General features: G+C 43.4%; 19 protein-coding genes and 1 other RNA gene. 6 read left to right on the top strand and 14 right to left on the bottom strand.

All coding sequences use genetic code 11. The features are described 5' to 3' along the window. Positions 1-114: 114 nt before the first annotated feature. The 7 genes from hemH to apt all read right to left on the bottom strand — a co-directional run bounded on the left by hemH (position 115) and on the right by apt (position 7820). Positions 115-1095 (bottom strand): ferrochelatase, encoded by a 981-nt coding sequence (hemH, locus tag XPG1_RS02210; protein WP_045957631.1) that lies wholly within the window; start codon positions 1093-1095, stop codon positions 115-117. Between the two features lie 204 nt (positions 1096-1299). Then, complete coding sequence (adk, locus tag XPG1_RS02205) at positions 1300-1944, bottom strand: adenylate kinase (RefSeq protein ID WP_045957630.1); 645 nt, start codon at positions 1942-1944, stop codon at positions 1300-1302. A gap of 170 nt (positions 1945-2114) precedes the next feature. Further along, positions 2115-4004 carry a molecular chaperone HtpG gene (gene htpG / locus XPG1_RS02200; protein ID WP_045960320.1) on the bottom strand — a complete coding sequence of 630 codons (1890 nt, stop codon included), beginning with the start codon at positions 4002-4004 and terminating at the stop codon, positions 2115-2117. Between the two features lie 202 nt (positions 4005-4206). Then, the gene (recR, locus tag XPG1_RS02195) at positions 4207-4815 is read right to left on the bottom strand and encodes a recombination mediator RecR (protein ID WP_045957629.1); all 609 of its coding nucleotides are present in this window, start codon (positions 4813-4815) and stop codon (positions 4207-4209) included. After that, a complete protein-coding gene (locus tag XPG1_RS02190) occupies positions 4815-5144 on the bottom strand; it encodes a YbaB/EbfC family nucleoid-associated protein (protein WP_010845071.1) in 330 nt (109 codons plus the stop codon). The genes recR and XPG1_RS02190 overlap by 1 nt, the downstream gene beginning before the upstream one ends. 48 nt (positions 5145-5192) lie before the next feature. After that, on the bottom strand, positions 5193-7172 hold the full coding sequence (gene dnaX, locus XPG1_RS02185; protein WP_045957628.1) for a DNA polymerase III subunit gamma/tau: 1980 nt from the start codon (positions 7170-7172) through the stop codon (positions 5193-5195). A gap of 96 nt (positions 7173-7268) precedes the next feature. Then, positions 7269-7820, bottom strand: coding sequence for an adenine phosphoribosyltransferase (gene apt / locus XPG1_RS02180; RefSeq protein WP_045957627.1), 552 nt, complete (start codon positions 7818-7820; stop codon positions 7269-7271). Positions 7821-7995: 175 nt separating this feature from the next. On the opposite strand from apt, the gene priC reads away from it, so the two are divergent. Both priC and rsmS read left to right on the top strand, forming a co-directional pair. Next, positions 7996-8538 carry a primosomal replication protein PriC gene (priC, locus tag XPG1_RS02175; RefSeq protein ID WP_045960318.1) on the top strand — a complete coding sequence of 181 codons (543 nt, stop codon included), beginning with the start codon at positions 7996-7998 and terminating at the stop codon, positions 8536-8538. Between the two features lie 21 nt (positions 8539-8559). After that, positions 8560-8730 (top strand): pleiotropic regulatory protein RsmS, encoded by a 171-nt coding sequence (rsmS, locus tag XPG1_RS17300; protein ID WP_071825303.1) that lies wholly within the window; start codon positions 8560-8562, stop codon positions 8728-8730. Positions 8731-8771: 41 nt separating this feature from the next. Here the strand turns inward: rsmS and acrR are convergent, their stop codons facing one another. Then, complete coding sequence (gene acrR, locus XPG1_RS02170) at positions 8772-9422, bottom strand: multidrug efflux transporter transcriptional repressor AcrR (RefSeq protein ID WP_157879530.1); 651 nt, start codon at positions 9420-9422, stop codon at positions 8772-8774. Between the two features lie 140 nt (positions 9423-9562). Here acrR and XPG1_RS02165 point away from each other — a divergent pair, with 140 nt between their 5' ends. The 4 genes from XPG1_RS02165 (at position 9563) to hha (ending at position 15179) form a co-directional block, all read left to right on the top strand. Then, positions 9563-10762 (top strand): efflux RND transporter periplasmic adaptor subunit, encoded by a 1200-nt coding sequence (locus tag XPG1_RS02165; protein ID WP_045957625.1) that lies wholly within the window; start codon positions 9563-9565, stop codon positions 10760-10762. A gap of 14 nt (positions 10763-10776) precedes the next feature. Beyond that, positions 10777-13929 (top strand): efflux RND transporter permease subunit, encoded by a 3153-nt coding sequence (locus tag XPG1_RS02160; RefSeq protein WP_045957624.1) that lies wholly within the window; start codon positions 10777-10779, stop codon positions 13927-13929. 629 nt (positions 13930-14558) lie between these two features. Next, positions 14559-14927 carry an Hha toxicity modulator TomB gene (gene tomB, locus XPG1_RS02155; RefSeq protein ID WP_045957623.1) on the top strand — a complete coding sequence of 123 codons (369 nt, stop codon included), beginning with the start codon at positions 14559-14561 and terminating at the stop codon, positions 14925-14927. A 48-nt stretch (positions 14928-14975) separates the two neighbouring features. Further along, positions 14976-15179: a hemolysin expression-modulating protein Hha gene (gene hha / locus XPG1_RS02150; RefSeq protein ID WP_038238384.1), complete on the top strand. Its 204-nt coding sequence runs from the start codon at positions 14976-14978 to the stop codon at positions 15177-15179. 88 nt (positions 15180-15267) lie between these two features. On the opposite strand, the gene ffs is transcribed toward hha, so the two are convergent. The 6 genes from ffs to XPG1_RS02125 form a co-directional block, all read right to left on the bottom strand. Then, positions 15268-15364, bottom strand: an RNA gene (gene ffs, locus XPG1_RS17295) — signal recognition particle sRNA small type. 691 nt (positions 15365-16055) lie between these two features. Continuing rightward, entirely contained in the window at positions 16056-17336 is a 1281-nt protein-coding gene (gene amtB, locus XPG1_RS02145) for an ammonium transporter AmtB (RefSeq protein ID WP_045957622.1), read from the bottom strand. A 14-nt stretch (positions 17337-17350) separates the two neighbouring features. After that, complete coding sequence (gene glnK, locus XPG1_RS02140; protein WP_045957621.1) at positions 17351-17689, bottom strand: P-II family nitrogen regulator; 339 nt, start codon at positions 17687-17689, stop codon at positions 17351-17353. 170 nt (positions 17690-17859) lie between these two features. Further along, entirely contained in the window at positions 17860-19629 is a 1770-nt protein-coding gene (locus XPG1_RS02135; RefSeq protein WP_045957620.1) for a SmdB family multidrug efflux ABC transporter permease/ATP-binding protein, read from the bottom strand. Next, entirely contained in the window at positions 19622-21370 is a 1749-nt protein-coding gene (locus XPG1_RS02130; RefSeq protein WP_045957619.1) for a SmdA family multidrug ABC transporter permease/ATP-binding protein, read from the bottom strand. The genes XPG1_RS02135 and XPG1_RS02130 overlap by 8 nt, the downstream gene beginning before the upstream one ends. A gap of 55 nt (positions 21371-21425) precedes the next feature. Further along, positions 21426-21896: an Lrp/AsnC family transcriptional regulator gene (locus tag XPG1_RS02125; protein WP_045957618.1), complete on the bottom strand. Its 471-nt coding sequence runs from the start codon at positions 21894-21896 to the stop codon at positions 21426-21428. Between the last annotated feature and the right edge of the window lie 84 nt (positions 21897-21980).

Genomic DNA, 21980 nt, shown 5'->3' with positions numbered 1-21980 from the left:
TAATACGCAAGCTGTCTCTCCTGCTTACCGTACTCATTAGTTTAAAAATGATAAAATTATCCAATAACTGCCATTCAGTATCTGTCATTATGTTTTATAACAAGTAGTTATACATCACTTCATGACAGTCGTTACTAACTGCGCAAGCAACGATATATGGGCTTTATTATCATTAAGTGCGGAAATATATTCAAACTTTTTCCCACCGGCTGCTAAAAAAATCATTTTATTCTGCTGCTCAATCTCTTCCAATGTCTCCAGACAATCGGAAGCAAAGCCCGGACACACTACTTGAACGTGTTTCACCCCCTGGCCTGGTAATAATGCGATTGTTTTGTCTGTATAGGGGGATAACCACGGTAAACGGCCAAAACGCGACTGATATGTCATCATCATTTTATCTGTTGGATAATCCAGTACCTGGCTCAATAGCCTGGTCGTTGCCTCACAATCTTGTGGATAAATATCCCCCATTTTTGCCAGACGTTCAGGAATGCCATGATAGGACACAATTAAATGATCAGGCTGACCATGTTTTTCAAAACTCTGCTCAATGGTTTCCTTTAAGGCTGCAATATAGGCAGGATGGCTGGCATAACTGCGGATAAAATGCAACGTGGGAATTGTTCGATATCCGCGCAATATAGTACTGATGCTATCAAAAACCGCAGCCGAGGTTGTACTGGAGTATTGAGGATAAAGTGGCAATATAATGAGATCACTAATCCCCTGTTGCAGCAAATCATCCACTGCCTGGGACAAAGAAGGAAAACCATAAGTCATGCCCAAAGCAACGGGGATATCCGTTAACGTTTCGCGCTGTAATTTTTCCGCTAACAACGTCTGTTGACGACGACTATAAACTAATAAAGGTGACCCCTCCTCCATCCAAATTTCTTGATAGAGCTTAGCCACTCGAGAAGAACGGAAAGGAAGAACAACCCCCTTTAATATTGGTTGCCAAATCAATGGAGGGATATCAACGACTCTTCTGTCACTCAGAAATTTGGCCAGATAACATCTTATTGCTGCTGGTGTTGGCGCATCAGGTGTCCCCAGATTCACCAATAGGACACCATACGTCTTGCTACTCATTCTTCATAGCCCCATTAAAATGACTAACCATCTAGTATCAAACATAAATGATAGCCATGTGTAACATTTCATGGAGTGAACTTCTCATAAGGTAGTGAAAAATAAATCAGGCGGTATCACACCGCCTGTTATCATAATTCAGAAAGTATCTCTTTCATCTTGCAGGTAATAACCTGAAACAACATATCAAGAGATACCCAATCATTAGCCCAGAATGATCGCCAGTTCTGCGCTAACTTCCACGACTTGACGAGTACCATCAAGTTTGAAATATTGTGTGTTACCTGCTTCTGCTTCTTGCTGGTAATAAGAAACCAAAGGCGCAGTCTGTGCATGGTATTCGACTAGACGTTTACGAACCGTATCTTCCTGATCATCTTTACGAATAGTCAGCTCTTCACCGGTGACATCATCTTTATTTTCCACTTTCGGTGGGTTAAATGTGACATGATAAACACGACCCGATGGCGCATGCACACGACGGCCGATAATGCGTCCAACGATGATTTCATCTGGAACATCAAACTCCAGCACATAATCGACGTTGATACCCGCTTCCTTCATAGCATCGGCCTGAGGAATTGTCCGTGGGAACCCATCCAACAAGAAGCCATTGTGGCAGTCATCTTGTTTGATACGCTCTTTAACCAAAGCAATGACCAATTCATCTGTCACTAACTGGCCATTATCCATCAACTCTTTTGCTTTCAAACCCAATTCAGTGCCCGCTTTTACTGCGGCACGCAACATGTCACCTGTCGAAATTTGGGGTATCCCATATTTCTCCATGATAAATTGTGCCTGAGTCCCCTTACCGGCGCCTGGCGCGCCTAGCAGAATAATACGCATTGCGTAAATCCCCTTGCTATTGCTTTTGTATTTTAAAGAAAACGTACCACCATACCATTTGAATGGGGGATGGCTCAAGAAAACAGGTAAACGTTTTCGCATTAACCAAAAAAATAAACCACGCTTCATCTTTCGTTGAAGCGTGGTTTATTATCATTATCTCAATAAGCTTAAGCTTGTTCAGTTAACAATAATTGATTCATTCGACGGATAAATTGGTTTGGATCATCCAATGTGCCGCGTTCAGCAAACAGCGCCTGATCCAGCAATAATTCAACCCAATCAGCAAATTGAGCATCATCACTAATACCGGCGGCTTTCTTAACCAGAACATGTTCAGGATTCAGTTCAAAGTTATAGCTCACCTCTGGCACCGATTGCCCCGCCGCTGCAAACAACTTCGCCATTTGAGTGCTCATTGCATTAGCATCAGTTGTGACGATAGCCGGAGTGTCTGTCAGACGATGCGTCAGCTTCACTTCTTTCACCCGCTCACCCAACAACGCTTTCACACGCTCAACAAATGGTTCCAGTTTTTTGTCTTCTTCTTCCTGCTCAACTTTGTTTTCATCCGCCAGTTTGTCGAGGGACTCATCCGCTTTGCTGACAGACTGGAATGATTTACCATCGAATTCTGTCAGGTAACTCATCATCCATTCGTCAATCCGGTCAGACAACAGCAGAACTTCAATCCCTTTCTTGCGGAACAGTTCCAGGTGAGGGCTATTCTTCGCCGCCGCATAACTATCCGCAGTAATGTAATAAATCTTCTCCTGGCCTTCAGCCATACGGCCAACGTAATCTTCCAGAGAAACGGTCTGAGCAGCGCCATCATTGTGAGTTGTCGCAAAGCGCAGTAATTTAGCAATCGCGTCTTTGTTTGCGCTATCTTCGGCAGGCCCTTCTTTCATGACCAAGCCAAATTGCTGCCAGAAGGTCTGATATTTTTCTGCGTCGTCTTTTGCCAGTTTATCCAGCATTTGCAATACGCGTTTAGTCAGCGCACTGCGCAGGTTACGCGTAATCGTGCTATCTTGCAAAATTTCACGGGACACGTTCAATGGAAGATCATTGGAATCAATCAGGCCACGGACAAAGCGCAGGTAATTTGGCATGAATTGCTCAGCTTCATCCATGATGAAAACGCGCTGGACATAGAGTTTCAGGCCGTGCTTATGTTCACGGTTCCACATGTCCCACGGAGCCTGAGAAGGGATATAGAGCAAGCTGGTATATTCTTGCTTACCTTCAACGCGGTTATGACTCCAAATCAGGGAATCTGTAAAGTCATGGGAGATATGTTTATAAAACTCCTGATACTCTTCATCACTGATTTCAGATTTGCTACGTGTCCACAGGGCTTGAGCCTTGTTGATTTTTTCCCATGTAACGGTAACGGAGTCATCTTCTTCGTTTTTAGTTTGAGTTTCAATCTCAACAGGTAAGGCGATGTGATCAGAGTATTTACCAATGATAGAACGTAAACGCCAGTCATTGAGGAATTCACTTTCTTCGCTGCGTAGATGCAACGTGATCTCGGTGCCACGCTCTGCTTTTTCAATCTCCGCAACAGTATAGTCACCTTCTCCCGTTGACTCCCAGAACACCCCTTGTTCAACCGGTGCACCTGCTGCACGAGTACGTACAGTTACTTTGTCCGCAACAATAAACACGGAGTAGAAACCAACACCAAATTGGCCAATCAATTGGCTGTCTTGTGCCTGATCAGAACCGATGGATTCAAGAAACGCTTTAGTACCCGATTTTGCAATCGTTCCCAGATTGTCGATCACTTCATCACGGGACATACCGATACCATTATCGCTGATAGTGATGGTTTTCTGTTCATTATCAACGGCCAAACGAACACGCAATTCACCCTCATTTTCATACAATTCAGGGGCGGACAATGCACGGAAGCGCAATTTATCAGCAGCATCAGATGCGTTTGAAATCAGTTCACGGAGAAAAATTTCTTTGTTGGAATAGAGAGAGTGGATCATCAATTGCAACAGTTGCTTGACTTCAGACTGAAATCCACGGGTTTCCTGATCTTTCATACTCATTTATTACCTCAATCTAAATCCAGTTCAGATATGTAAAATCGGACGATGATAATCAAATGGGGATAGATAGCGGGAGTTTCAAGTTATGACAACAAGAAGAATGTAAAATTAATTTGTTGGACGATAAAATCAGCGATGGATGGCGGCATAATCAGCACCATCCATGGGAATTGTGTACCTTAATTCGGAAGATAAATCACGAATGGGTTATTTTTTGACGGCCCGCCAGCGAATGAGATAACGTTGTGCCATCCACCATTTCAAGCTCTCCCCCCACTGGGACACCATGAGCAATCCGGCTGGCAGTCACACTATATTGAGAACACATTTCTGCAATATAGTTTGCCGTTGCCTCTCCTTCAACAGTCGGATTCGTTGCCAGAATAATTTCTGACAAGGCTTCAGAAGACAAGCGTACTTCTAAACGATCCAATCCAATATCCATTGGCCCAATACCATCCAACGGCGATAAGTGCCCCATCAGGACAAAGTAACGCCCCGCAAACTGTCCTGTTTGTTCGATAGCATGAATATCGGCCGGGCTTTCCACGACACAAATCTGACCATTCTGCTGACGACGGGGATTAGCGCAAATCCTGCATTGCTCTTGTTCCGTAAACGTCCGGCAATCCTGGCAGTGACCAATTTCAGACATGGCTCGCGTTAGCGCCTGTGCTAGCCGCATTCCACCACTGCGATCTCTCTGCAATAAATGAAAGGCCATCCGCTGCGCAGATTTTGGCCCTACTCCGGGCAAGCAACGCAAGGCTTCCATCAGCGATTCAAGAAGAGGACTGGTTTGCATTAGAATGGCATCTTAAATCCAGGGGGTAATTGCATTCCGCTGGAAACACCAGCCATTTTTTCTTTCTGGGTTTCTTCAATGCGGCGTGCGGCATCATTGAATGCAGCGGCAATCAGATCTTCCAGCATATCTTTGTCATCGTCCATCAAACTTGGATCGATCTCAACACGACGGCAGTTATGTGCACCATTAATCGTGATTTTTACCAACCCGGCACCGGATTCACCGGTCACTTCCAGATTTGCAATTTCTTCCTGCATTTTCTGCATTTTTTCTTGCATCTGCTGGGCCTGTTTCATCAAATTGCCCAAACCACCTTTACCAAACATAATTATCTCTCTTCGCTATAGCCACAGCATAAAAATACCCTGTGGCAGTTAAACAGGCCGGATACTTTCTTCATCCAATTCTGCATCAAATAGTTGCTGAAGTGTTTGAATCGTTCTATCCGAAATAATGGATTGACGCGCTTGTGCCAACTTTTCTTCATAAATGGCTTGTCGCCACTCCAGAGGCGTTTTTACCGCAGGATTATCATCTTCAATGATATTGAGTTCAATAGATTTTCCATGCAACTCACTTAATGCTTCAGCCAGCATTTTCTGAGCCGCTACAGAATTAAGATGGCGCTGCATTGAACGTAAATGCAAACACAGGCGATTTTCATCAATCCGTTCTTTAAACGCATTCAATGCTACCTGCTGAACCAATTTTGGCAGATGCAGTTTATCAATTTCGGCTGCCCATGGATCTCTTTGTTTCGATTCAATGGCCAGTTTTTCAGCTAATTCAACGGTTTTTTCATGCTCCAATGCCGCTTTAATCGCTTTTGGTGTCGTCGTAAAACGCGGCTTTTCATCGCCAGCCTGCGTTGCTCGCCAACGATAGGCTTCTTTCTTGACCGGCTGAGATTCCCGGGCTTTCGGGAGATAAGATTGAGGTCGTTGCTCTGCTACCGCCACCAGCCGCTCCAGCGCCGAACTGACCGGCTTCGCCTTCGCAGACTCTGCCGGCTCAGGCTTTTTTAGTGGTGTATTTCCTTGACGATTCAGCGCGTTTTTCGCTTGTAACAGCTTTGCTGTCGGACTGTCTATTGCAGGCCCATTCCCCATAGGCTGCGGCATGCCTTGCTCAACGGGTTCGTTTACGCGCTTATTGGTTGGAGAAAGCTGACCTGAGGAAAACGGCACCGAAGGTTGTGCAACAGGCGTCATGGCGATGGGAGCAGCAAAATTCGCCATCACAGGGGGGGAGGTTTCCTCAATCACTGCTTTAGGATGAAAAGCTAAAGCGCGCAATAACGCCATTTCAACGCCCATCCGTCGTTCTGGTGCATAAGGCAGCTCTTTGCGCCCCACCAGTAACGCTTGGTAATAAAGCTGTAAATCAGTCGGAGCAAGGGATCTTGCCAGCAAACGTAACCGACCATCTATTGAAGAAGCTTCACTTTCAGGTTGCTGAGGCAATAACTGAAGCATGGCAATACGATGCAACAATGATAATGTTTCAACCAGCAAATGTTCCCAATCCACACCGCGGGAAGCCACTTGTTCCACCAAAGCCATGATGTGTTGGCCATCGGCACGTACCAACGATTCAATAATCGCCAGTGGTTGATCATCATCCAGCGTTCCCAACATCAGACTAACAATATCCGATGTCAGTTTTCCCCCACCGAGCGCGATCGCCTGATCGGTTAAACTCAGGGCATCACGCATGCTTCCATCCGCAGCACGGGCAAGAAGCTGACGGGCACGAGTATCGCTCTCTATTTGCTCTGCGTTAAGAATATGCTCCAATTGACCACTGATTTGGTTGACATCAAGTGATTTCAGATGAAACTGCAAACAACGTGAAAGGATCGTCACGGGCAGTTTCTGTGGATCGGTCGTTGCCAGCAAAAATTTCACATGTTCTGGTGGCTCTTCCAAAGTCTTCAACAGAGCATTGAAGCTGTGACGAGACAGCATGTGAACTTCATCAATAAGGTAAACTTTGAAACGACCTCTGGCAGGTGCATACTGGACATTATCCAATAACTCGCGAGTGTCTTCCACCTTCGTGCGGGAAGCCGCATCGATTTCAATCAGATCAACAAACCGGCCTTGTTCAATTTCAAGACAGTTTGCACACTGACCACACGGCGTTTTTGTTATCCCCGTTTCGCAATTCAGCCCTTTTGCTAACAAGCGTGCAATCGTAGTTTTTCCCACACCACGAGTGCCGGAAAAAAGATAAGCGTGATGGAGGCGTTGGTGTGCAAGACCATTCGCCAACGCGGTCAACACATGTTGCTGACCAATCACATCAGAAAATATTTGTGGGCGCCACTTACGGGCTAATACCTGATAGCTCATGAATACCGAGGAAATTGAACATGACTGACTATCATGCTAGCACAGCCTCACCATTAACGGCGAGGCTGATATGTCATTAATGCAAAAACAGAATGATCAGTGACCGGGAAACTCAACCAGTGTATAGCAGTCAACACCTTGTTTTTTCAGGCGTTCAACACCACCTAAATCCGGTAACCCAATAATGAATGCGGCTTCAGAAACCTGTCCCCCCAGACGACGAATCAAGCGTACCGTCGCGTCAATGGTTCCCCCCGTTGCAAGCAGATCATCAACCACCAGAACTCGGTCTCCTTCGTTGATACTGCTTTTATGGATTTCCAGCGTATCGGTGCCATATTCTAGATCGTAAGTCTCGCTCAGCGTTTCACGGGGCAATTTCCCTTTTTTACGAACAGGAACGAAACCTACGCCCAAACGCAATGCAACAGGAGCGCCGAATAAGAAACCACGAGCTTCAGTACCAACAATTTTCGTGATGCCCTTATCCTGATAATAAGCGACCAAGAGATCTATCGTCGTTTGATAAGCTGCTGGATTATCAAGCAATGTAGTAATGTCACGAAAAAGGATTCCTGCTTTGGGATAATCAGGAATGGTTTCGATACTATCTTTAATTAATTGCAGTTTTTGTGCGTTAGCGGTCATAATCGATGCCAGCTAGGTTATAAAGAAAAAAGCAACCGCAAGGCGAGTTGCTGCTTATATTTTATTGAATGACGCAAGTCACTATTGACGACATTCGGCGGTCATGGCAACCGAATATACTCTGCCAAATACAATGAACGTCAACAAACCGATTATCAATGATAATGAGATGGTGATGGCTATGCAAAATTTATTCAGTGCACTTGAAAAACAAGTCAGCACGCTGGAAAAAGATCTCGCTTCACTGCCTGATACGCCTTTTTCCACCGCCCGTTTTGACCAAGCACTTTTCCACCACAATAGCCACAAACTTAGTGGGTATATGCAAGAAATCAGACAAAATATGGCGCAATTAAAAGTCTGTGCCAGCGATGCCCGTATTGAACAAGTGAAATTCCTTGCCGAACGTTTAGTGTCACAAATTGAAGCCCTGAAACGCGAAATATCAACTCAGGCACTGCGAAAACAGGAAGATAAATTTAGTCAGCGGACAAAAGGACAGGATCTTTACCAACGTCTGGCAGAGCATCAGGATTATGAACGCCGATTAATCGCCATGATCGATGACAGAGAATTGCAGCTAAATACACAAAATACATTCACCAATCAACATCAACTACAAAGAGAAATCGCCGCTTTATCTGGCAGGCTTACCCGTTGTCGTCAAGCATTAATGCGGATTGAAAAATCGATAGAAAAACAGGAAAACGCGGATTAACCACCAGGAGAATGGCCCACCATGACCTTAGAGCACGCCCCACCGGAAGTACAACTTGCCGTGGACTTTATTTATCTGCTTGAATGTAACGATATTCCCCCAGAGATTGCGCTGGCAGCGCTGGCGATCGTTAAACAGGATCTTCAAGGAAAACTGGAAAGACAAATTCAAACTCGGCAGTCTGAGGAATAAGCAGGGTTAACACTTACTCCTCAGGCCATATGCGCCAGCATTCAAGCCCCATTTTCTCGGTGATGACGCAGATGGTGGCTATATTTAAGTGTATCGATAAAACTATCCACCAAATGAGCAGACTGTTCTTGAATATTAAAACTGTCCGGTGAGAATGACCAATTCTCCAATAACCCGGTCATTAATGCTTTCAACATGATGGCTGAACGTCCAAGGTCGAGCTCATAAGGCAATTCTCCTGATTGAACACAATCCGCTAATACTTTTTCAATCTTCTTATAATCGGAAATACATATTTCCCTGATATCGGCTACCAATGAAGATATTTCTCCAACAAACTCACATTTATGGAAGAAAATTTCCATTAACTGGCGGAGTTGAGCATCATCAATCATCATTCGTAAAATAGAAATCAATAAAGATCTCAATGCAATAAGTGGATTATCAGGATATTTTGATTGATACTCTTTCTCTAGCTCATCTATTTTATGTTCTGGCATTCGGCAGACAGCAGAAAGTAGATCAGTTTTATTTTTAAAATGCCAGTAAATTGCGCCGCGTGTCACACCGGCGGCCGTTGCGATATCAGCTAATGAAGTAACAGAAACACCGCGCTCAGAAAACGTTTTTATCGCAGCATTGATGATTTGCTGACGGGTTTGATGTGCTTGTTGTTTAGTTTTTCGTGCCATTTTAGTGCCATAAACTTTATTTTTGACTGAGGCTGATTTACATACATTCATGTATGTTTGTACTATAGCATTCTTAATCATGAAGTAATAATTTCACTTGTTAGATTAGAGAATTAACATTGAAAAATTGAGGTTTACTTATGCGAAAAAACAGGGGAGTTTTGCCTCTGGCCACATTACTGGTAATTGCAGGCAATTTCATCCTTTCAGGATGTAATGACAATAAAAATACACCGCAAGGGGCAATTGGCCAACCTGTTCCTGAAGTTGGTATCGTAACGCTGAAGGCAGAACCTCTCACGGTTATCACAGAATTACCTGGCCGTACAACGGCGTTCCGGGTTGCTGAGGTTCGTCCCCAAGTCAGTGGCATTATACTGAAACGTAACTATAAAGAAGGGAGTGATGTTACTGCCGGAGAGTCGTTATACCAAATAGACGCAGCAACGTATCAAGCTGAATATAATAAAGCCAAAGCAAATCTGGCGAGATCACAAGCCAATGAAAAAGTTTCCCGCTTAACCGTTGAACGTTATCAGTCCCTGTTGGGCACACAATATGTGAGTAAGCAGGAATTTGATAAAGCAAATTCGGAACATATTCAGGCACAAGCTGATGTCCAATCTTCCCGGGCTGCGTTGGAAAATGCCAGTATCAACTTGGCATACACCAAAGTGACATCACCGATTTCCGGGCGCGCGGGTAAATCCACCGTCACAGAAGGTGCCCTGGTTTCTGCCGCTCAGCCAACAGCTCTGACGACTGTTCAGCAGTTAGATCCTATCTATGTAGATATCACCCAATCCAGTGAAGATTATCTGCGACTCAAGAATGAAATTGCCAAAGGCACTGTGCAAAAAGAGGGTAAAAAAACCAAACTCCGCCTCATCACGGACAATGGACAAGAATACAGTCAAGAAGGTTACCTTGAATTTTCTGACGTAACGGTTGACGAAACAACTGGCTCTATCACTATGCGAGCCGTATTCCCAAACCCGAATGAAGAATTACTTCCGGGTATGTTTGTTCGCACTAAATTGGAAGAAGGGGTGCGCAAAAATGCGATTCTGGTTCCTCAGCAAGCGGTTACCAGAACACCTCGCGGTCAAGCAACGACACTGATTGTCGATAAAGATAACAAAGTAGAATTACGCAATATTAATGCTACTCAGGCAATCGGTAACAAATGGTTAGTCACAGGCGGTCTGAAAGACGGAGATCAAGTCATCGTCACCGGATTGCAGAAAATAGTGCCAGGCATAACGGTGAAACCAACGGAAATAAACCTGGATGCTAAACCTACGACTAATCAAGATGAGTCTGCAAAAAAGCCTCAATAAGGAGTCGGTGATTCATGCCTAAGTTTTTTATCGAACGGCCAATTTTTGCATGGGTAATTGCGATTATTACCATGCTATCTGGCCTGCTGGCAATCATGAAATTACCCGTGGAGCAATACCCTGAAATTGCCCCACCAGAGATTTCCATTTCAGCAGTTTACCCCGGCGCTGATGCGAAAACAGTACAAGATACTGTAACACAAGTTATCGAACAGAATATGAACGGCATCGATAATCTTGTGTATATGTCTTCCAGCAGCGATTCTGCCGGGCAGATGAATATTACGCTAACCTTTGAAGCCAATACAGATCCTGATATTGCACAAGTTCAGGTTCAAAATAAACTGCAATTGGCAATGCCACTGTTACCTAAAGAAGTTCAGGAACAAGGTGTAAGGGTTGATAAAACCTCCAGTTCATTTTTAATGGTGGCCGGTTTCATCTCACAAGACGGTTCCATGACTCAAGATGACATCGCTGATTATGTCAGCGCCAATGTCAAAGACAGCTTGAGCCGTGTGACTGGCGTGGGTGAAACAGAACTCTTCGGTACGCAGTATGCCATGCGCATCTGGCTCAATCCTGACAAACTGCTTAACTACAAAATCTCTATTCAGGATATTGTTCAGGAAATCAAGGCACAAAACAATCAGATTGCAGCCGGACAATTAGGAGGAACACCACCTGTTCCCGGGCAGCGTTTAACTGCGTCGATAATTGCACAAACTCGCCTGAATTCAGCCGAAGAATTCGGTAACATTTTGCTGCGCATGAACCGTGATGGTTCACAAGTTCGCTTGCATGATGTCGCGACTATTGAATTAGGTGCAGAAAATTACAGTGTTATCGGTCGTTTTAATGGTAAACCTGCAACAGGGATTGGTATTAAGCTAGCAACAGGTGCTAATGCATTGGATACTTCCAAAGCTGTCAGGGAAGCACTGGCTAAGATGGAGCCTTTCTTCCCACATGGATTGACGGTTGTTTATCCCTACGATACTACCCCCTTTGTTAAAATTTCTATTTTCGAAGTAGTGAAAACATTAGCAGAAGCCATTCTGTTGGTGTTTATCGTCATGTATTTGTTCCTGCAAAACTTCCGGGCTACGTTGATCCCAACGATTGCGGTTCCAGTTGTCCTGCTTGGTACATTTGCCATCCTTGCTGCATTTGGCTATTCCATCAATACGTTAACCATGTTTGCTATGGTACTTGCCATCGGCTTGCTTGTGGATGATGCGATTGTGGTGGTGGAAAACGTCGAACGCGTCATGCAAGAAGAGGGATTATCACCGAAAGAAGCAACCAAAAAATCAATGGGGCAAATCCAGGGTGCGTTGGTCGGTATAGCACTAGTTCTTTCTGCTGTATTTGTACCAATGGCATTCTTCGGCGGGTCAACAGGCGAGATTTATCGCCAGTTCTCAATCACGATCGTTTCAGCAATGATACTCTCTGTGTTGGTGGCCTTAATCCTCACCCCGGCACTATGTGCAACGATACTCAGACCTGTTGCTAAAGGCAGTCATAGCAATCAAACAGGCTTCTTTGGCTGGTTTAACCACCTGTTTGAGAAGAGCACGCATCATTACACAGATAGCGTTGGTCGGATGTTACGAGGTACAGGGCGTTACTTGGTAATCTATGTCATGTTGCTTGCTGGCATGGCGTGGATCTTTAAGAATCTGCCATCCTCCTTCCTGCCAGAAGAAGATCAGGGCGTTTTACTGGCAATGGTTCAATTACCCTCGGGTTCTACTCAGGAACAAACACAGAAAGTATTGAATCAAATCAATGACTACTTCTATACCAACGAGAAAGATGTTGTTAAATCTGTATTTACCGTCAATGGTTTTAGTTTTAGTGGTCAAGGGCAAAATATGGGGCTAGTATTTATCGGCTTAAAAGATTGGGATCAACGTAAAAATGCAAATGATAAAGTATCAGCCATTGTTGGCCGAGCCAATGCAAATTTTGCGCAAATCAAGGAAGGGCTAGTCTTTGCTTTTAACATCCCTTCAATTGTCGAGTTGGGTTCTGCCAGTGGTTTTGATTTCCAATTGATTGATAAAGGAAACCTGGGACATGAAGCCCTGGTGGCGGCACGCAACCAATTACTTGGTATGGCTGCACAGCATCCAGAGATGCTTACGAATGTCCGACCCAATGGACAAGATGATACACAGCAATATCGCTTACATATCGATCAAGAAAAAGCAGAAGCACTGGGTGTAACGATAACCAATATCAACTCAGCCCTGAGTACGATGTTTGGGGGTATTTACATCAATGACTTTATCGATCGAGGTCGAGTCAAAAAAGTCTATATGCAAGCGGATGCCCCTTATCGTATGCTGCCAAGCGATATCAGTAAATTGTATGTCCGCAATCACAATGGCGAAATGGTACCGTTTTCTGCGTTCTTAGATACATCAAAAGATCCGTGGGTTTATGGTTCGCCTCGTTTGGAACGTTATAACGGCCTCCCATCGATGGAAATTGTGGGTGAAGCGGCGGCTAAACAAAGTACGGGTGACGCAATGGCTTTTCTGGAGCAACTCGCATCACAGTTACCTCCCGGAATTGGTTACGACTGGACGGGGATGTCTTATCAAGAACGTCTGTCAGGTAATCAGGCACCTGCTCTATATGCGCTATCATTGATTGTTGTATTCCTTTGTCTGGCCGCATTATATGAAAGCTGGTCAATTCCGTTCTCAGTCATGCTGGTCGTTCCTCTGGGGATTATCGGTGCATTGCTGGCAACATCGATACGTGGACTGGATAATGATGTTTACTTTAAGGTTGGTTTATTGACAACTATCGGGCTGTCAGCGAAAAATGCCATCCTGATCGTCGAGTTCGCCAAAGATCTGATAGAGAAAGAAGGAAAAGGACTAATAGAAGCCACACTCGAGGCAGCCAGAATGCGCTTACGTCCAATCCTAATGACTTCTTTAGCCTTTATGCTCGGGGTTATGCCTCTGGTATTGAGCAACGGTGCAGGTTCAGGTGCACAGAATGCCGTAGGAACGGGAGTACTGGGTGGCATGATTGCGGCGACCTCGTTAGCAATTTATTTTGTCCCTGTATTTTTCGTTGTTATTAAACGGCGGTTCACGAAAAAAAATGAGGAGATTGACCACATCTCACCTCCTCCTCGCTAAACTCAACAATAAAAGGCCACATTAGTGGCCTTTTGAAATGGAAAAACCGGTTCAAAAACAAATTATAAGATCACACTATTTGCGTTAAAGTTATCCATAATCTAATTAAAATAAATACTTATGCAATATATTATGTTTAAAAAAGTAACACCTTTCTGTTTTTATAATAAACAGAAGATAAATGGGTAACCTGCCTCGTTTTTCTCTTAATTACATCTTTAATGGTGAAAAGTATTCCATCTCGATAGTAACATATGTAATAATAGTACTATATTGGTTTTGAAAGTCACAATATAATCGCCTACAATGGCCTCGATACTATTGCTACGGTATCGATTTCATTAGTATAATTCACTATATTTAACAAAATATGTAGATACAACTATGCCCTATAGTCGGGTGTTAGTCGTTGCCAAACATGGAGCTTTAACCAAAACTAAGTGTCTTGGCATAACCAAGCAGAAATTCATCGCTTAAAAAAGCCAGTTGGCAGATACGTAAAATAGAGCCTTAACATTAATAAATAATAATCATGTTTTTGATAGGCTCTACTCCAGAAGAATGACTATAATAATTAGCATGTATAAACCTCAGTTCAAATAAACCGGGCGTCATTTACGGAGGTGATTATGGACGAATATTCACCAAGAAAATATGATATCGCTGAATTAAAATACTTATGTGAAAATTTAATTGATGAAGCGCTCTCAGTCCTGAATCGCACTGATAATCATTGGATTCACGATCTGACCTCCGAAAAAAGCTTAAAACTAAACGAATTGATGGAACACATTGCAGCTTTTGTATTGAGTTTCAAAATTAAATACTCAGATAACTACACGCTAAGTACCTTAATTGATAACTATCTTGATGAAACATATAATTTGTTTGGAAATGATAAGATAAGTTTTCTTGAACTGACGAAATGGCAAAGAACAAACGAACACTTAACTAAGATCCTGTTACATGATTTGAACACTTCTTTAAGCAAAACCTGAGAAATATATTTTTAACTATTTTTCATTCCCAAGTAAGATAAGGCGACTATGACTAAAATTGACTATCTGATGCGTTTGAGAAAATGCACCTCTATTGAAACATTGGAACGTGTAATTGAAAAAAATAAATATGAGCTTTCGGATGATGAACTAGAGTTGTTCTACTCTGCCGCAGATCACCGTTTAGCTGAACTGACTATGAACAAACTTTATGATAAAATTCCATCATCTGTTTGGAAATTTGTCCGTTAAGCTATCGTGTGCAGGTAGAAAGTGACTAAGCCGGTAGTGATTATCGGCTGATCGTGTGACCGAATGATGAACTCGAAACTGGTGAGGGCTCTGCCAGCGACATCCCGGCACACACATCCCTTGCTATGGCTGCTTCTTTCCAGACCTGACCAAGTTAACAAGTTAGCGTTGCGGGAGAACCAACAGAGCCCCCATTGACATTAGCTTCAAATTTCAAAGCGGCGCTCATTATGTTTCAAACATGATTAAATAGCAAGACAACATCATTTAAATGCCTATTTATCACCCATAGTGTTTTAAAAGCAATCAACGGTAACACCCAAAACCGAAATTTTGACACTGAAAATATCGCTGTCTACGTCACCTCTTTACTCATTTTAATCACTTCATCACCATAACTTAAGCCAAATACATGCCTTGTTGCCTGACTGCATTAAAAATAATCATATAAATCAATACATAAACTAAAAACAATACATTGGTATGATTTTGTCAAAACCGGAGAAATTAACAGTACTCATTCACAACCACAATAAAAACGCCATGATAATTTCATTTACTATTTAACCTCTATATTTTCGAATAAATAAAAATCCATTATCTGTAATCTTTCATTTATACTTTTTAAATGTTGTCAACGCTCAAAACATATTATGAGTGACTCGTTACAAAACTTAATAACGTTGATAAAGTTAGAAAAAAGAGTCAATGGGATGACCAGTGATCCTGCTCAATTGGAAGTCCATGAGTATCAGTAGCCCGTGGTTTAGCCTTATGCCGTAATAACAGGAATCGACGCGATTCCAGACATGATTTTTTATGACTAACCTCTGTTAATACGGCACGGTATAGCTATTTTAAAACCAGTAAAGTTGCTCAGTTATAAGCACTTTCACCATGAGAAGTGATATCAAGCCCTTCCCTTTCTGATTCAATACTCATACGTAGCCCAACCAACTTATCCGCGATCTTAAAGGAGATATAAGCCGCTATTGATGACCAAACCATACAGACCAATATACTCATAGCCTGGATACCAAACTGCCTGAACATGGTCATCCCTTCGGAAAAACCTGTCCCGCCTAAAGTAGATGAGGTAAAAACACCGGTCAATAAACAACCAATAATACCACACACACCATGTACCCCAAAAACATCACAGACATCATCAACACGTAACCATTTCTTCAGTGTGACTACCCCCCATAAGCCTGTGATACCGGCAATGAATCCCATCCCTAATGCGCCACCGATACCGACGGTGGCCGCTGCGGGCGTAATGACCACTAATCCTGAGATACAGCCAGAGCATGCTCCTAAAAGCGAAGGTTTCTGGCGAAATATCCATTCAGAGAAAAGCCATGACAGCACCGCTCCTGCCGTTGCTATCATCGTATTCACCAGAACCAACGCTGATATAGCATTCGCTGCCCCCGCCGATCCCACATTAAAACCAAACCAACCAATATAAAGGATTGCTGTACCAATGAAAGTCATCGGTAAGCTATGAGGTTTGAATGCTTCTCGTCCAAAGCCTGAACGTTTCCCAAGTAAATAAGCACCAACCAATCCTGCCGCTGCCGCATTAATATGAACCACTGTCCCGCCAGCAAAGTCCAAAGCACCATCTTTAGCAAGCCAGCCACCTCCCCATATCATATGTGCCATGGGGATATAAGAGATGGTTAACCACAACGCGCTAAAAATCAGCAGTGCTGAAAAACGAACTCTTTCACATAAAGCCCCTACAACTAAAGCAACAGTAATACATGCAAAGGCGCCTTGAAAAACCACATGAATCAACTGATAAAAGCTTCCACTTAAATCAGTTATGGCTATATTTTTCAACATAACCTGCTCAAAGCCACCCCAAAAATAATTTCCTGTGCCAAAGGTCATGCTGTAGCCATAAATAATCCAAAGCACACAAACCAATGAAAAACTGACAATCACCTGTGCCATCAATGACAAAACATTTTTGCTGCGCAGTAATCCGCCATAAAACAGCGCAATACCCGGTATCGTCATAAAAAGGACAAGTATCGTATTGACCAACATGAATACCGTATCGGCTTTATCAAGATTATTTTCTACAGCAAACGCAAATGAAGGAAAACTGCTCGCAATCAACACCATAGATAAAAATTTTTTCTTCATTTTTCATCCTCCATTTACAATGCCGCATCATTTATTTCACCCGTCCTGATCCGGACAGCTCGCTGTAATTCAAAGAGAAAGATTTTTCCATCGCCCATCTTTCCGGTGAAGGCAGTTTGTTGCACAATATGGATAATCTCTTCAACTCGGTCATCATGAGTAGCAATATCAATCTTTACTTTGGGTAAAAAATTAACGTTGTATTCAGCCCCCCGATAAAGTTCAGAATGGCCCTTTTGACGCCCAAATCCCTTTACTTCGGTTATCGTCATACCTTGTATGCCGATATCAGCAAGCGCCTCCCGCACTTCTTCCAGCTTAAATGGCTTTATGATGATAGTAATGAGCTTCATATTTCCCCCATGTGTTTGTCACGCTTGTACAAGGGGAATATTTGCAAGGGATGTGCCAAAAATTAAAAATAAAATGTAATCAACTTGTTATTAAAAATATTTTTAAAGAAGTGATAAAAAAGGGGAGCGATAAACATATCGGCTCCCCCATATACACGCTAAAATGCACATTAAATGTGCACTGCTTCATTCAGCGTTTCACCAACCTGCTGGAGTTGGTACATTTGATAATAGCGCCCGCGTTTTTCCAGTAACTGATGATGCAGTCCCTGTTCGACAATTGCACCACGATGCAGCACAAATATCGAATCGGCTTCAATGATGGTTGAAAGACGATGGGCAATCACCACTAATGTTGTCTGTTTACGGATCATGCCCAACGCCTTCTGTACTGATTGTTCTGTTCCTGAATCAATATTTGCAGTAGCCTCATCTAAAATGAGAATCTGTGGCGTTTGTACTAAAACCCTGGCCATTGCCAAAAGTTGTTTTTGGCCAGCGGAAAGTGTATTTCCTTGCTCCCCTAAAACAGAATTCAAACCATCGGGCAAATTACGAACAAAATTCGCTAATTGAACCCACTCTAACACTTCCCATATTTTCTCTTCACTGATATCCCGCCCCAGCGCGATGTTGTTAAAGAATGAGGTAGCCAGAACCACCGGGTCTTGCTGTACCATTGCCACCCCCTTGCGTAGTGCAGCATGGGAAAGTGAAGATACCGGCCGGCCGTCAAGATGAATTTCACCGTCTTGCCATGGATAGTAGCCCATCATCAAATTGGCTAACGTGCTTTTTCCACTTCCTGTATGCCCGACTAATGCCACAAATCCATGTGGAGGAACATGCAGATTAATATCTCTCAGAACAAATTTGTCACTGCGGTAGGCAAAGTTTAAGTTTTTAATATTAATTCTGCCGCTTTCTAGTGCGCGCAAATCATGGCCATATTGCTGCTGTGGGCTGTCCATAAGCTCAAAAACCCGCTCTCCTGAAACCACAGCTTGCTGTAACACTGATTGCTGTGCAGTCAACTCAATCAGTGGCTCATTCAACCGCCCAAGGTAGTTAATAAAGGCATACAGCACACCAACACCAATAACGTCTGTACCTTTAATGCCAAATACTAACAGTAAACCACACAATATTGCCGTGGAGAAAAAACTCAATAAGGGCCTCAACAAGATGCCATCTAACCGTAAAACCTGCATGCGAGCCTGATAATGTGCCCGATGAGTTGCCAACATTTTCTCACCAAAACGCGCTTGCTGACGAAACTGTTGGATCACTGCCATTCCATTAATGACTTCATTGAATCCATCATTAATATCCGCCAGATAGCCCCGAACTTGTCGAACTATTGGAGTACTGAAACGCTGATAAATGACCATGACAAGCAAGACCGCTGGAAATATCACGATCGCAACACATGCCATGCGCCAATTCAAAACAAACATAGCAATCAGCATCGCGCCAATCAATGCAATACAGCGAAACACTGTCGGGATCACATTAACGAATAGATCTTTAATAACCTCAGTATCATTGGTGACACGGGATATCAATTGTCCAACCGGCTGATTATCAAACGCACTCAATGGCTGACGCAATGCTGAGTTCATCACATCCGTACGGAGCTTCTGTACCACTCCGACCGATGCCTGATTAAAAAGTAACGTTTGATAATAATGCAGGACGGCAGAAATAAGCTGCAAGAGCAAGAATGCAGTGGCAAGACCGCCGACAATATCAAGCGGTAAATTCCCCGTTGCTATCATATTGTCAATAAAATAACTAACCAGCAAAGGCCCACTCACTTCTGCCAGTGATGCAATCCATAGCATCGACACCGCAATTAGCATCGGCTTACGGTAATTTTTACTGTAAGAAAGCAAACGCTTGAATGCAGGCCATAGGTGATACCGATGAGATTTAGCCATTATCACCCTCCAACGCCGCTTCTAATTGTTGGTAATTGTACATATCAGAATACCAACCAGATTGAGTGATAAGTTGCTTATGCTGGCCTTGCTGTACAGTCCGCCCATGTTGCATAACCAAAATATTATCTGCTTCCGTTAATGCTGACAGCCTATGGGCACTGATAATAATGGTACGCTGTTGTCGCCATTGGCTGAGGTTTTTCATAATCTGGTGTTCCGTTTGCCCATCCACAGCTGACAGGGCATCATCAAGAATTAAAATCTCAGCCTCTAACAGCAAAGCCCTGGCAATGGATATACGTTGTTTTTGCCCGCCAGAAAGCATCACTCCGCGTTCTCCCACTTCCGTTTGATATCCCTGTGGCAGTCGCAAAATATCATCATGTATACTTGCCAGGCGAGCGGCTTCTTCTATCTGTTCCAGGGTTGCCTCAGGCCGCCCTAATGCAATATTGCCTGCAATGGTATCTGAAAAAAGAAAAGGGCTTTGGTTGACAATAGCCAATCGCGCGCGCCACTCTTCCATTCGGAGAACAGCGAGACTTTTTGACTGAAAAAGAATTTCTCCATCGGTGACATCAAACTGCCGTTGTAACAAAGATAACAATGTGCTTTTCCCGGCACCGGTTGGCCCACAGAGTCCCAATAACTGCCCTGGCTTCAACTGGAAACGAATATCTTGTAAAACAGGTGTATTGTTTGCAGGGTAAGAAAATCCGTTGATATTTGCCTGCAAGCTTCCCCGCTCTGGCGACAAGGACAACGTACCCTCTTCAATGACCAGAGGTTCCCGTAATAAACTTCGGATACGAGTATAAGCAGCACTTCCCCTCTCGACGATGTTGAACATCCATGCCAATGCCAACATTGGCCAGATCATCAACCCCAGGTACATGACAAAACTGGTCAGCTCGCCAAGCGTCATGGCACCATTCAGCACCATCCAACCACCACCACCGACAGCTAAAAGATTTGCAACAGCGATAGTGATAAAAATGGTGGGGTCAAAGCGTGCATCAACACGCGCAACATGCATATTTTTACGTCCGGCATCAATGGCAACTTCTTCAAACTGATCAGATTGCAGCTTTTCCAGGCCAAACGCTTTTATCATACGGATACTCGTCAAACTTTCCTGAGCATGGTTATTCAGGGCAGAAAATGCACCTTGCGCAGATTTAAAACGATGATGAAGCTGATTACCATAATGCTTAATGACCAAAGCCATAATCGGCATAGGCAACAGTGATAACAATGTTAACTGCCAACTGATTTCCACACTCATGACAATTAGGACAGCGCCACCCATCACTAAAGCGTCAACCAGAGTAAGTACTCCCTCACCTGCCGCAAAAACAACTCTGTCAACATCGTTGGTAGCGCGAGCCATAAGATCGCCTGTTCTGTGGCGTAAATAGAATTCAGGATTCTGACTACTCAGACGTAAATAGAAGTCACTACGTAACTTCACAGCCAGTCGATACGAAGCACCGAACAGCCATACACGCCAAACATATCGCAGACCATATATTGCTAACGCAATCAACAGGATTATTCCGAGCCACATACCTAACTGACGAGGGGTCATCGTTTTTGAGCTAATACCATCAACGATAACACCAACCAGGCGGGGAGGAATGAGTTGCAATATCGCAATCAAAACGAGAAAAATAACCGCCCCCAAATAACGCCGCCATTCACTAACAAAATACCAGCTTAATTGTGAAAATAATCTCACACACCTATTCCCAAGGTAAAAATGAAGAGTTAGCACCTACCAACTAAAGAGAGCGTTATATTACTGGCTCTGGTATTGGCAACGCCGTTGTATATTTTATCTTTTCCATTGCAAAGTTAGAGGTGACATCAATCAAACCTGAAACCCCGTTTACCATACGCTTGTAGAAACGATCATAACTTTTCATATCAACAACTTCTACATGCATCAGATAATCATATTCACCCGCCATTCGATAAAATGTTAAGACTTCTGGCATCTCTTTTATAAAGGTGACAAATTGTTCATACCATTCGCTGCTGTGTTGCTGAGTCTTAATCATGACTATCACTGTCAGCCCCAGGCCAAGTTTCCCCCCATTTAATAATGCGACTTTTCCGACAATATAACCTTCATCTTCAAGTCGTTTTAGCCGTTTCCAGCAAGGTGTCGACGTCAGATTAACAGCTTCAGCCAGTGCATTCAGGGATAGACTACAATCCTGTTGCAGCAACCCCAGTAGCTTACGGTCTATTTTGTCTAGCATATCTAAATCCTGTAGAAATATTTCCCAAATATTACGGATAATCTCAGAAAAATAACAATCTATTTCTCCGAATGTAAGGGTAAT

It is taken from the genome of Xenorhabdus poinarii G6 (genome assembly GCF_000968175.1).
Taxonomy (GTDB): Bacteria; Pseudomonadota; Gammaproteobacteria; order Enterobacterales; family Enterobacteriaceae; genus Xenorhabdus; species Xenorhabdus poinarii.
This window is presented reverse-complemented; position numbering and strand designations above follow the sequence as displayed.